Source organism: Marisediminitalea lipolytica (assembly GCF_001758465.1).
In the GTDB taxonomy this organism is placed as follows: Bacteria; Pseudomonadota; Gammaproteobacteria; order Enterobacterales; family Alteromonadaceae; genus Alteromonas; species Alteromonas lipolytica.
In genome coordinates, this window is sequence record NZ_MJIC01000009.1 from 254,414 (window position 1) to 267,623 (window position 13,210).

10 protein-coding genes are annotated in these 13,210 nt (G+C 49.8%); 4 read left to right on the plus strand and 6 right to left on the minus strand.

Translation table 11 applies throughout. The features are described from left to right. Positions 1-31 precede the first annotated feature (31 nt). The 3 genes from BFC17_RS04860 to BFC17_RS04870 are packed head-to-tail and all read right to left on the minus strand — an operon-like array spanning position 32 to position 3,527. Complete coding sequence (locus BFC17_RS04860) at positions 32-796, minus strand: fumarate reductase iron-sulfur subunit (RefSeq protein WP_070175329.1); 765 nt, start codon at positions 794-796, stop codon at positions 32-34. After that, positions 793-2,766 carry a fumarate reductase flavoprotein subunit gene (locus BFC17_RS04865; protein WP_070175330.1) on the minus strand — a complete coding sequence of 658 codons (1,974 nt, stop codon included), beginning with the start codon at positions 2,764-2,766 and terminating at the stop codon, positions 793-795. Before BFC17_RS04865 ends, BFC17_RS04860 begins: the two co-directional genes overlap by 4 nt. Beyond that, on the minus strand, positions 2,766-3,527 hold the full coding sequence (locus tag BFC17_RS04870; RefSeq protein ID WP_217494014.1) for a fumarate reductase cytochrome b subunit: 762 nt from the start codon (positions 3,525-3,527) through the stop codon (positions 2,766-2,768). Before BFC17_RS04870 ends, BFC17_RS04865 begins: the two co-directional genes overlap by 1 nt. A 482-nt stretch (positions 3,528-4,009) precedes the next feature. Here BFC17_RS04870 and BFC17_RS04875 point away from each other — a divergent pair, with 482 nt between their 5' ends. Both BFC17_RS04875 and BFC17_RS04880 read left to right on the plus strand, forming a co-directional pair. Then, complete coding sequence (locus tag BFC17_RS04875) at positions 4,010-4,975, plus strand: alpha/beta hydrolase (protein ID WP_070175448.1); 966 nt, start codon at positions 4,010-4,012, stop codon at positions 4,973-4,975. Between the two features lie 90 nt (positions 4,976-5,065). Next, entirely contained in the window at positions 5,066-6,613 is a 1,548-nt protein-coding gene (locus tag BFC17_RS04880) for a tannase/feruloyl esterase family alpha/beta hydrolase (RefSeq protein ID WP_070175331.1), read from the plus strand. Between the two features lie 18 nt (positions 6,614-6,631). On the opposite strand, the gene glpK is transcribed toward BFC17_RS04880, so the two are convergent. Further along, complete coding sequence (gene glpK / locus BFC17_RS04885) at positions 6,632-8,134, minus strand: glycerol kinase GlpK (protein WP_229681036.1); 1,503 nt, start codon at positions 8,132-8,134, stop codon at positions 6,632-6,634. 266 nt (positions 8,135-8,400) lie between these two features. Between glpK and BFC17_RS04890 the strand changes: the two genes are divergently transcribed. Further along, a complete protein-coding gene (locus BFC17_RS04890) occupies positions 8,401-9,666 on the plus strand; it encodes a pectin acetylesterase-family hydrolase (RefSeq protein WP_070175332.1) in 1,266 nt (421 codons plus the stop codon). Between the two features lie 55 nt (positions 9,667-9,721). Here BFC17_RS04890 and BFC17_RS04895 read toward each other — a convergent pair whose 3' ends face one another. Further along, a complete protein-coding gene (locus BFC17_RS04895; RefSeq protein WP_070175333.1) occupies positions 9,722-10,453 on the minus strand; it encodes a MauE/DoxX family redox-associated membrane protein in 732 nt (243 codons plus the stop codon). Positions 10,454-10,620: 167 nt separating this feature from the next. Continuing rightward, entirely contained in the window at positions 10,621-10,998 is a 378-nt protein-coding gene (locus BFC17_RS04900) for a DUF3224 domain-containing protein (protein ID WP_070175334.1), read from the minus strand. Between the two features lie 280 nt (positions 10,999-11,278). On the opposite strand from BFC17_RS04900, the gene speA reads away from it, so the two are divergent. Further along, positions 11,279-13,207: a biosynthetic arginine decarboxylase gene (gene speA / locus BFC17_RS04905; RefSeq protein WP_070175335.1), complete on the plus strand. Its 1,929-nt coding sequence runs from the start codon at positions 11,279-11,281 to the stop codon at positions 13,205-13,207. The last annotated feature ends 3 nt before the right edge of the window (positions 13,208-13,210 follow it).

Here is a 13,210-nt window from a genome sequence, read left to right on the forward strand (position 1 = left end):
ACTAGCTCAGCCGACTGATGCTGCCGCTCGGTTAATCAATCCCGGCTATCGCCATGGCCCGGCGCATGTAAGCAATCTGCTGCGCCAATGGCAGTTCTTTAGGACAAAAGTCCTCACAGCCCAGCATGGTCATGCAGCCAAACACACCATTTTCATCACCTACCACGGCATAATAGTCGGCATCCGTGCGATCATCGCGGGGATCGATTTTAAACCGGGCCAGCTGGTTTAAGCCAACCGCACCGACAAATTCAGAGCGCATTTGTGCTGTACCGCAACCCGCAATACAGCAACCACATTCTATACAACGTTCAAGCTCGTAAATTTGCTCGGCCTTTTCAGGCTCCATTTTTTCTTCCAGGGCATTGATATCCACCTTTTTATTGGAATGGATCCAGGTTTGCAAGTGTTCACTCATGCCGCGCATCCATTTGCCGGTGTTAACGGATAAATCGCCGATGAGTTCAAATCCTGGTAATGGCATCAGCGTAACTTTATCGGGTAACTGACTGACCAGCGTTCGGCAGGCTAACCCCGGGCGACCATTAATTAACATTGCACAGCTGCCGCAAATACCGGCCCGGCAGACAAAATCAAATTGCAGGGAAGGGGCTTGTTGCGCGCGAATTTCGTTAAGCGCGATAAACAACGTCATGCTGTCGGCTTCTTCGAGTTTATAGGTCTCAAAGTGAGGCTCGCTGGTGTCATCGTAAGGATTGTGCCGGAATATCGAAAATTCGATGGTTCTGGCGGTGCTTACCTTTACCGGTATAGTGTTGTCGGTGGCGGCATTCATGCATCTGACTCCTCTGATAAACGGGCATTGCGGCCTCTGAATGGTGCTGGCAAACAATCGGTAAACGGCATTAAAGTTTGTTGTTTGGCAAAGCGGTCGTCAGCGCCGCCTTGTACGCTATCGACCTCGGCCTGACGGGCAGCAGTATCCGGGTGATCAATCCGATCTTTACCACCGTAACCGCGCCAGCCTGGCGGTAGTTCCATCTGCATGACATCCAGCGGCTCATAGTCAATAACCGGCACCGGATTATCGTGAGTCCAACTGGTGAGTGTGCGTTTCAGCCAGTCCCTATCGTTGCGCAGCGGAAAGTCTTCACGAGAATGCGCGCCGCGGCTCTCTTCCCGGGCCAGCGCTCCACTGGCTACACACAAACTTAGTTTAAGCATCTTTTTGGCGCGGTACGCGGCGCACAGTTCCGGGTTAACCCCGCGACTGTTATCGCTGACCTTGATGTTTTCGGCGCGCGCCGACAGTGACTGTAATTCTGTTACGGCTTCAGCGAGTTGATCGCCATGGCGAAAGATACCCACTTTCTCGGTCATTACCGATTGCATGGCTTCGATAATCTGCCAGGCGTTTTCTGTATTATTACTGTTGGTATAGCTGGCCAGTTCTTTCACAACGGTTTTAACCTGGCTGTCTATGGCTGCAGAGCTAATGTTTAGCGTGGCATCGCTGGTTAAGCTGTCGGCCATAAACTCGCCAACAATCATGCCCGCTACCACGGTTTCGGCCACGGAATTACCACCTAAGCGGTTAAAGCCGTGCATATCCCAGCACGCGGCTTCACCAGCGGCGAACAAGCCTTTGAGCGTGGGCGACTCACCACGGTAATCAGTTCGGATACCGCCCATGGAATAATGCTGAGCCGGACGCACCGGGATAAGTGACTCGGTAGGGTCGATGCCCAGGAAGTACTGGCAAATTTCTTTCACCTCACGCAGCTTGCTATTTATGTGCGCTTTACCCAGTAAGCGGATATCCAGCCACAAGTGTTCGCCAAAGCGGGATTTAACACCATGACCCTGGCGAATATGGGTTTCCATCCAGCGCGATACCACATCGCGGGAGGCTAGTTCGCGTTTTTCCGGTTCATAATCCGGCATAAAGCGGTGTTCTTTGGCATCCAGCAGTAAGCCACCATCACCCCGGCAACCTTCGGTCACCAGTATGCCTGCCGGGAAAATCCCGGTTGGGTGAAACTGTACTGCTTCCATGTTGCCCAGTTTGGCTACGCCGGTTTCCAGCGCAATGGCTGTGCCGATTCCCTGGTTGATAACCGCATTGGTGGATACCCGGTAGATACGACCAAAACCGCCGGTCGCAATGCAGGTGACTTTGGCCAGATAAACAATCAGCTCGCCGGTGATCAGGTTGCGCACAATTGCGCCCTGGCTGCGGCCGTCTTCGTGCAGCAGAGCGATGGCTTCCATTCGCTCATGCACTTCTATGCCTTCGGCAATAGCCTGATTGCTCATGGTGTAAAGCATAGAATGGCCGGTGCCGTCGGCAACGTAATTGGTTCGCCATTTTGCCGTGCCACCAAAGTTGCGGGCTGTGATCATGCCGTGGGCTTCTTCACGCTCGGTTATGGTCACCGTTTCGCCGTTAATAACGCTGCTGTGATCGCCTTTTTGTACACGGTTCCACGGTACACCCCAGGCGGCTAATTCCCGAACTGCCTTTGGCGCAGTGTGAACAAACATGCGCGCCACTCTCTGGTCTGCACCCCAGTCGCTGCCTCTGATGGTGTCAGCAAAGTGAATATCTTCGTTATCGCCCCAGCCCTTGGCGCTGTTACCCAGACTGGCCTGCATGCCGCCCTGAGCGGCGGCACTGTGTGAACGCTTGGGCGGGACCAGGCTTAAAATCAGCGGCGTAAAACCACGGCGCTTCACGCCAATAGCGGCGCGCAGACCAGCCAGGCCGCCGCCAATAATGAGTGCATCGGTTACAATTGTTTGCATTAGTGACTTCCTCCTTGCGACGCACTGTGTAACTGGGAATATTGCGCCGGCTCGTAGCGTTCTCCGGCTTTATCCTGATGCTCATAACCCACCTTCATGTAGGCTGCGAGGGTCATAAGACCAAGGACTAAAAAGAATACGGTCAGTAACCATTTGGCGATGGTCAGGCGTTTGCGGCCCACTTTGGGATCTTTACCCATAAACCAGCCCCATTTCACCAGCACACGATACAAACCAATACCACCATGCAGTTCCACCACAAATAACAACACCAGATAGAGTGGCCACATGCGGCCGGTCCACACCCGGTCTGAAGACGCAAAGGGACCAATGTCAGCAGGGTGCATGATCAGCTGATATAAATGTACCGAAGCGAGGAAGAATAAAGCGAACCCGGTAATTACCTGAACATACCACAGATAGCTGTCGGTATGACGAATGCCGCCAAGGTGCTTATGTAAAGTGCGGTACTGACGGTGGGTTGCCGGAAATTTCCGCATGGCTAAAAAGGCATGTAACACAATAAGCGACAGAATAAACATCGCAAACAGGCTTACCAGAATAGGATAGCCTTTGCCAAAAATCGGCTTTCCCTCAAACATCTTGGTAACCCAGTACATGGCGTCGTTACCGAGCAGAATACTCGACACCATAAACATATGAGCCCACATAAACAGCGCTAAAATTAAACCGCTGATGCTTTGCAGCATATCCATCAGAGCGGGCCCGCGCGGGCTGCCCAAAGAATTTTTAAAAAACACAGCACTTTCTCCCTGAAAGTCGGGTTTCCTGCAAGCAGGAACAGTTGGCCTGAGTAATGTGAATGTAAAGGTAGAGTCTTACTTTGTTATGACATGGCTGATTGGAATAGCTAAAGACGGCAGAACAAGCCATGCGGTATTTGTATTACTTTAAGGGAGCGTCGGAGGCGGTGCAACAGACAAGCGGTTAAATTAAAGCATTGTTTGTTCTGGATCATAAAGGCCACAGGGAGGGCTTTTAACTGTCTATTGCTGAGTGCTTGTCCGGATTTTTAGGCAATAAAGTGGCAGTTTCTTTCTACCGCAACTTACTACACTTATGAAATACTTTGACCATACCAGAAAGCCCTTACCAGCCGAGACGGAACAAGTTGGTGAAGCAGTCGGAAAATCTGGCTGTGGAGTAAGTGGTTGTTAAGAAATACAAACAGTTAAATTGTTTTATTTCGATGTTTAAAGTTAAAAATGCCGAGGAGGCAATTATGCAGTTAACCCAGGAATGGGATAAAATTTTCCCGCAAAGTGACAAGGTAACCCACCAGAAAGTCACATTCAAAAACCGCTACGGTATTACGCTGGCGGCGGACTATTACTTGCCTAAAAATTCAGACGGTAAGAAACTGGCTGCTATTGCAATCAGCGGTCCTTATGGTGCGGTTAAAGAGCAGGCTTCTGGCCTTTATGCGCAAACACTGGCTGAGCGCGGTTATGCTACCGTTGCTTTTGACCCTTCTTATACTGGCGAAAGTGGCGGTGAGCCTCGCAACCTGTCATCGCCGGAAATCAATACCGAAGACTTTAGTGCTGCTGTCGACTTTTTAGGTCTGCAAGACAATATCGATCGCGAAAAAATTGGTGCTTTAGGCATCTGTGGATTTGGCGGAATGGTGCTTAACGCTGCCGCTGCTGACAAGCGTATCAAAGCGGTTGTAACGGCCAGTATGTACGATATGTCACGGGTAATGGCCAAAGGTTACTTTGATTCCATGACCAGTGAAGAGCGCACCGCTGCCCTGACGCAAATGAGCGAACAGCGCTGGGAAGACGCCGTTAATGGCGAGCCGACTCTGGCACCACAGGGCTTGCCAAGTGAGCTGACCGGTGAAGAGTCAGACTTTGTGGCAAATTACTTCGACTTTTACAAAACACCGCGCGGCTTCCACCCACGTTCCATTAACTCTAATGGTCAGTGGACAGCCACTACCGCAATGTCATTTATGAACATGCCTTTACTCACCTATATTGATGAGATTGCTCCTCGCCCAATCCTGCTGATTGCCGGTGACAAAGCGCACTCCCTGTATTTTACTGAAGATGCCTTTAAAGCCGCAGCAGAGCCGAAAGAGAAATTAATTCTGGAAGGACTGGTACACGTAGACCTTTACGACCAGCTGGACAAAATCCCCTTCGACCGCATTGATTCCTTCTTTGCCGACAATCTTAAATAAGTCATTTGTGAACCCGTCAGTTAAGAGCTGGCGGGTTTTTTGCTTTCCGTTCTTATTTATCTAATTTAATTCATCACTATGAGTATTTGTATGAAAAAGCCCTGGTTGTATACCGCTATTGCTGTAGCAAGTGCGTTATCAGCGCCAGCCATGGCCTCAGGCTGTGAAGATCTGGTGAGTTTGTCTCTGCATAATGTTGCTATAAACACAGCTTCATTGCAGCCAGCTCAAACCTTACCGCCAGATCCGATGAGCGGCATGACCGGTAGTTCACCTCAGGCAGTAGAAATCGGTGCTCACTGTCTGGTCGAGGGAAAAATTGAAGATCGGGAAGGGGTTAATGGTCGTTACGGCATTCGTTTTCAACTGCGGATGCCGGAAGACTGGAATGGTCGCTTCTTATTCCAGGGCGGTGGTGGCACCGACGGCTTTATTGCTCCGGCGATTGGTACGGTACCCAGTACCGGCAGTACTGCCACGCCCGCAATTAAGCGCGGTTATGCCGTGGTAAGTATGGATGGTGGTCATGACGGCCGTGGACTGGCTTTTGGCGACGATCAGCAAGCTCGCCTGGACCTCGCTTACGCGGCAATCGGTAAGGTTACTGCTACTGCCAAAACACTGGTGCGTACTTTTTATAATAAAGCACCGGCAGAATCCTTTTTTATGGGCTGCTCTAATGGTGGCCGGGAAGCTATGATGGCAGCGCAACGGTATCCGCTGGAATTTGATGGCGTTGTGGCTGGTAACCCTGGCTTTCACTTGAGTCGAGCAGCCCTTGGCGCGGTATGGGACGTTGAACAGTTCGAAAAAATTTCGCCAAAAGGAAAACTTTATCAAGCATTGAGTCAGTCTGACTTAGATAAAGTTTCGACCGCTATTCTGGATAAATGTGATGCACAGGATGGGTTGAAGGACGGTCTCGTTACGGCCTACGCTAGTTGTGATTTCGACCCAGAGACCCTGCGAGGTAAATTGGATGATGCCAAGTTAGATACCCTGATTGCGGTGATGAATGGCGCAACTGATGAAAATGGTAATCCCATTTACACTGGCTGGCCATGGGATCCGGCTATCAATACGCCGGGATGGCGCGCGTGGAAGATTGGTTCTGAAAATCGACCAGGTCTGCATGAGAGGCTAAGTGTCCCCTCCACGGGCGCAGTGTTCACCACACCGACACGAAAAATGCCTGACGAGCCTAATTTTGTTGAGCTCACAGAAAATGTGGCGGAAGTTGGCGGCTATTTTGATGCCAATGATACCTATATGACCACATTTGCGGCCCGTGGCGGCAAAATGGTGATCTTCCAGGGGCTGGCGGATCCTATCTTCTCGGCGACCGATATTGCTAACTGGTACGAGCAAACTCAGCAGGATACCGGTACTGACGTCGCCAGACTGTTTATGGTACCTGGTATGACCCACTGTGGCGGTGGTAATGGTTTGGAGGATTTCGATCCGCTAACCGTGCTGGAAAACTGGAAAGCCTCCGGCAACGCGCCTGAAGCCATGACAGTTAGCAGCACCCCGAAGCCCGTGCGCCAGATGCCGCTTTGTGCGTATCCAAACTATGCTAAATACACCGGCGGTGATAAAGACTCACTGCAAAGCTATACTTGTGTAGTGCCGCAATAATATCGGAATAAGGCCACTTTACTCAGCCATGAGTAAGGTGGCTTTTACTGCTTTTTGCCATTTTGCTAAATGTTTTTCCCGCAGGCTGTCAGGCGTATCTGCAGCAAACTCACGCTGGCAAGGGTTCGCAGTTGCAAGTGCGGTTAATCCTGTAATATCCCCGGCCTGAAAAGCCGCTAGTAACGCCGCTCCCAATGCGGTGGTTTCCATGATCTGTGGGCGCACTACAGGCGCATCCAGCGTGTCGGCGAGATACTGGCAAAACCACTCATTTGCCACCATACCGCCATCCACTTTCAACACCGTAGGCGAAATGCCGCCGCTGCTCATGGCACTAAGTAAATCGTGGGTCTGAAAACAAATCGACTCGAGCGTAGCCCGGACTATGTCGTTTGCTGTGGTAGCACGGGTAATGCCAAAGATGGCTCCCCTTGCATCGGGCGCCCAGTGCGGAGCCCCCAAACCGGTAAATGCAGGGACAACCACTAAACCATGATTATCACTAACCTGACTGGCAATGGCTTCGGAGTCTGCCGCCTTTTCGATAAGACCCAGGCCATCCCTCAGCCATTGTACTGCTGCACCCGCCACAAAAATTGAGCCTTCCACGGCATAGTGGGTAACGCCGTTAAGGGTGTAGGCAATGGTTGTTAGCAAACCGGTATGATTAATGTCGCTGTTGGTTCCGGTATTCACCAACGCAAAGCAGCCTGTGCCGTAGGTAGCTTTAACACTGCCGGGCGTTACGCAGCCTTGTCCAATCATGGCTGCCTGTTGATCGCCGGCTACACCAGAGATGCTTAACTCAAGGGGGAGCAGACCGGCGGCAGTTTTACCAAAGTCGGCGGCACAGTCTTTTACCTCGGGCAACATGGTGCGGGGAATATCAAACAGCGCCAGTAATGCCTCATCCCACTCCAGGGTTTTAATGTTAAACAGGCTGGTGCGACTGGCATTGGTAACATCGGTAGCGTGAACCAGCCCCTGGGTTAGTTTCCAAATCAGAAAAGTATCTACGGTGCCAAAAAGAAGCTGATTGTTAGCGGCTTGCTCAGCCGCACCTTCCACATTGTCCAGAATCCAGCGAACTTTACTGGCCGAAAAATACGGGTCGAGCTTTAGCCCTGTTTTTTGCTGTACGCTGGCTTCGTGTTTGGATAATGCCCGGCAATAGGCACTGGTGCGGCGGTCCTGCCAGACGATGGCGTTATAGACCGGCTTACCTGTTTGTCTGTGCCATACCAGGATGGTCTCACGCTGGTTGGTAATACCAAGGTGTTTGACTTCCAGTTGTTGTTCTTTTGCCGCCTGTAGCGCCTGAGTCGTTACGTTGAGCACTGACTGCCATAATTCCTCGGGGTCTTGCTCTACCCAGCCATTATCCGGGTAATATTGCGGAAATTCCTGTTGTGCGGTAAACAAAATTTCAAAATGCTGATTAAACAGGATAGCGCGGGAGGAGGTAGTCCCTTGATCAATTGCCAGGTAGGCATGAGAGGATTTTGGGTGACCAGGCATCATACAAATTATCGTTAAGCAATTGAATCTCCATATAGTTTATAAGCTCAGCACAATATATCCAGTCACCTGCGGTTAATTATTAGGATAAAGCGACTGCTGGAGCGGGGAGAATACGCCCGTTCAAAAACGGTGTAAAAGAGTATATTTAGCGATAAGCAAGTATCGCGATTCAGGATTGTGCACTACTTTTATATTGTGTGAAATATAACCAGATTCGGTTCGCTGCCGAATACCTCTTAATTCATTTACCAATCAGGGAAGAACATATGAAACTATTCCGTCTGTGCGCTATTGGCGCATTTCTGTATTGCCTGGGAGGGCAGGCATTAGCCCATCAGTCGTCCTGGCAACAAATCGCCGTTGATTCTTCAATGGAAATCACAAACGATGCCGGGGAATCCCAGATTATCAATCCTTCCTGTGCTTTTGATGCTGTTACCGATCCGGCCAGTGGCGAGTTGGTGCCCAATGATTTCCACTTTTACTTTAAGCCCGGTAACCCGCGAAAACTGATGATTTTCTTTAACGGTGGTGGTGCCTGCTGGAACGACGCTACCTGCATATCCTCTCTCGCTCTGGCAGCAGATCCTAACAACCGACCCACTTATAACCCCACAATCCACAACGAAAACTCCCCCCAGGTAACGGGAGGCATTTTTAATCAACACCGTCGGCACAATAGTTTTTCAAACTGGACACAGGTCTTTATTCCGTACTGTACCGGGGATATTCATGTGGGCTCCAATGATGCGATTTATCAGGATGCGTCGGGTGTGCTGACCAGCCCTGGTCAACCGGTTATGGTTAAGCACAGGGGGTTTGATAATTTCCTGGCGGTGCGGGAGTGGTTAAAAACTTACTATGCAAACAGCAGTCATCCGCCTCGAAAAGTGCTAGTTACCGGTTCAAGCGCCGGGGGTTATGGTGCAACTCTTAACTTCCCTTATGTGAAAAATGCCTTCCCGCACAGCAAGGTATCGTTATTCAGTGATGCGGCTGCCGGCGTATTGTCGTCTGGATTCGTCAGCACGGCATTTACTAATAATCATTCCTGGGGAGTGGAAAGTACTTTGCCAACTTTGTTTGCGCAGTACCTCGGAAGTTACGATGCCATTACACTTAACCAGAATATGATGACCTTGCTAGCGTCAGCGTACCCTGAGTCCCGGTTTGCCCAGTATTCTACTGAATATGACGCAGTGCAGGTTTTGTTTTTAAAAATATCCTCCATGATTGATGACGGTAACCTTAATCCTGGAGATTGGGCGTTAAGCCCTGCCGATTACATGCTGTTTGGCGAGTGGTCAGCACGCATGCGAGGCTCACACGAGGCACTGGATGAAACGCTACCTAACTACCAGTATTTTATTGGAGCTGGTTCGGTACATACGGTGCTGACTGATATCTTTGCCGAACCAGGTTCTAGCCCGTTTTACGAGGAAAGCGTGGGGCGAGTTCGTTTTAAACGCTGGTTAACCCGGTTTGCTGAAGCCTACCGCTTTAAAAAACAAAGTGTCGCGGTCGAGCAATAGTTTATAAAAACCAGGCAGGCCGTTATTCCCAGAGGCCTGTCTGATTATGTTGGCGTTAGCCCAACAGCATCAACAACCCACCGGCTACCATAAACAGGTTTTCTGATAACGACACAAAGCCCAGTGGAACATTACTGTCGCCGCCAACACAGGCACACTTTAATTCTCGCTTGTCAATGTACACGGCCTTAATGACGGACACGGCACCAACGGTACCGATAAACACCGATACCGGCGCAACCCACCAGACTGGCAGTTTGGCAATCATTCCGATACCCGCATAAGCCTCGAGGAACGGGTACAGATAGCCATATCTGAGCCAGCGCATTGCCAGTAAGTCATAGGTGATAAATGATTGGGTAAAGCTATACAAATCCTGCAATTTTTGTACAGCCAGAAAGCTCATGCTAATAGCGATAAACAGTAACAGGGTGGTCAGATTCAACAGCATATTACCAGCAGCGAACTGCCAGGCCAGGGTCATTAGCGCAGCAACAGAAAAAATCGCTATTACTGGCGTATAGGTAGTGCCTTGCTGACCGGCTGGTGACTTGCCAAAATACTTACGCAAATCGTCGTAGCCGCCAATTCGCTGACCGTCGATAAAGGTTTGCGGTGTGGTTTTTACTCCATGCTTTTGTTTAAAAGCGTCGGTTTCTTCACGCGTCGATAGAAGACGATCGTCTACCTTGTAGCCTTGTCGTTTAAGCAGGTCTACGGAACGCAGGCCAAAGGGACAAATATGATCTGGGGTTACCATTCGGTATAACGTGGCTGATTTGCTCATAGGTTGCTCCTGCATTGTAAAATATTCATTACTGGTCCAAAGGTTGTGCAGTATTTTCATAAAAAATACCTAACCAAGGACCGCAGCACTGAATATTGCAGGATGCATTCCAAAATCTGGTGTGTTAGTCAGCCAACCCTTAATGACCACAAGTTGGTGGCTGACTGTCAGGCAAAGGCAAACTCAAAATCGTAGTAGTGTTTACCTTCGACGATCTGGATTTGCATGTTGCCATACAAACCGGTGAGCTCATCGGTGGCAGAATCCGGTACCACGATAATTGTCAGCTTTTGCTCGCCCCGGCTCATAATGCCGAGATGTTGCAAAGAGAAGCTGCCTTTTTTAGCGACCAGTTCGCCGGTAAACGTCTCGATAGCCACATACCCTGCGGAGCCCTGAACCAGCGAACGCTTGCTGAGCATTTGTCCCTCGGATGTGCCGGCCAGTTCACCGCTAAAGGTTTTCCGGAGTAACATTCTTCCCATATCCAGCTCGTCCTGCTGTGGGGACAGCTCAACGGCAAACTCTCCTAATACACGCTGCATTACCTCATACTCCTTTGCGAGGACATATCCGGACTGATTGTAGTGAGCCTGATGATGTCTTAACGTCATGAATTTGTACTACTTTATGGTACGGTGATGGGTAAAAATTAGTCAACTGTTTTCTATCATGCTGAGTTAATAGCAAAAATCCAGTAATCCGGCTTTGCCTGACATGCGTAATTTGTCATAGCGCTGACAATAAAGACCGTTATAATACGCGCCATGTGAACGTCGGCTGAAAATTAATTTACCAGCGCGCAATAAAGAAAGGTGTTTTACGATGGATGGAACTTCTCCGGAGTGGTCTGTTGAAGAGGCGGAACGTGTCTATGGCGTTTCCCGCTGGGGCGGCGGCTATTTTCATATTGGTGAAAATGGCAATATCAAGGTAACGCCCAACCCGTCAGATCCATCAATTCAAATCGACTTCAAGGCCGTGATCGAAGAGATTCATCAGGAAGGCGTGCAACTGCCAGTGGTAGTGCGCTTCCATGATATTCTGCGTTCACAGGTGGCTAACCTCAACACCATCTTTCGCAATACGATTGCCGAAGCAGAGTACACCGGGGAATACCACGGTGTGTATCCGGTAAAAGTAAATCAGATGCGCGAAGTTGTTGAAGAAATCGTCGACGTGGGCGAACACTTCAACTACGGCCTGGAAGCCGGCTCTAAGGCCGAACTGATTACCGTACTGGCGCTTAACACTAACGAAGACTCCCTAACGGTGTTAAACGGCTACAAAGATGAAGAGTTTATGCGACTGGCACTGCTGGGGCGCAAACTGGGTCGTCGTATGGTCGTGGTTGTCGAAAAATATTCAGAGTTGTTACTGCTGGTAAAAATTTCCAAAGAGCTTGGCATCGAACCGCTTATTGGCGTGCGCGCTAAAATGACCGTGAAAGGCCGCGGTAAGTGGGAAAGCTCCGGTGGCGAACGGGCTAAATTCGGCCTGAGTTTTGCCGAGATTATCAATACCGCACGCTACCTTAAAGAACAAGGCATGGCCCATTGCCTGAAGTTATTACACTTCCATATTGGCAGCCAGCTAACCGACATTCGCTCAGTAAAAGAAGCTATCTCTGAAGGCGGTCGCATTTATGCAGAAATGCATAAAATGGGCTTCCCGCTGGATTACGTTGATGTCGGTGGCGGTTTGGGTATCGATTACGACGGTACGGCGTCAACCAGCGAGTCATCGCGTAACTACACCATGCAGGAGTACGTGGCAGACGTTGTTTACGGCATGAAAGAAGTGTGTGACCTCGAAGGCGTTCCGCATCCAAATCTGGTTAGTGAAAGTGGTCGCGCCATTACCGCACATCACAGCTGCGTTATCACCCAGATTATGGGCGAAATTCGCTCTAACAGTGCCTCGGTAGACACCAGCGCAGTCGAGGGCGAACATTATTTCGTGAAGAACATGCGCGAAATGGCCAGCACCTTTGATCAGCAAACCAATATGCAGGAGCTGTACAACGACGCGTCTCAATATAAAGAGCAAGCGTTGGATGCGTTTAAGCTGCGCGTATTGTCCTTAGAAGAACTGGCCAAAATTGAAACCCTGTACTGGGAAATCATGGTGCGTTTACAGCAATACTACGCTCATGCTGAATACGTACCGGAAGAACTTCAAGAGCTGAACTACAGCCTGTCATCACAGTATCTGTGTAACTTCTCTGTGTTCCAGTCGGCAGCGGATACCTGGGCTATTGACCAGCTTCTGCCGGTAGTACCTATTACCCGTATGAACGAACGTCCGGATGTGAACTGCTCGCTGGTGGATATTACCTGTGACAGCGATGGCAAAATTGATCAGTTTACCGTTGGTCGTGAAATCACCGACGTACTGCCAATGCATAAGCTTAAGCCAAACGAGCCTTATTATATCGGGCTGTTCCTGACCGGTGCTTATCAGGACGTAATGGGCGACATGCACAATTTGTTTGGTCGGTTAAACGAAGTGCATATCTTTAGTTACGATGATGATCCGGAAGACTTTTACATTGAAGAAGTGGTTAATGGCTCGTCGGTAGAAGACGTACTCAGCATTATGCAGTACAACCCTAAAGCCATGGCTTACGATGTGAAACGTTTAATCGACAAGCAGGTGGCAGCGGGAAATATCAAGCCACGTGAAGGTGTACGCTGGACAGACTTCTACGAAGCCTGTCTGAGTGGTTATACCTACCTGAAAACGTCTAAATAATCC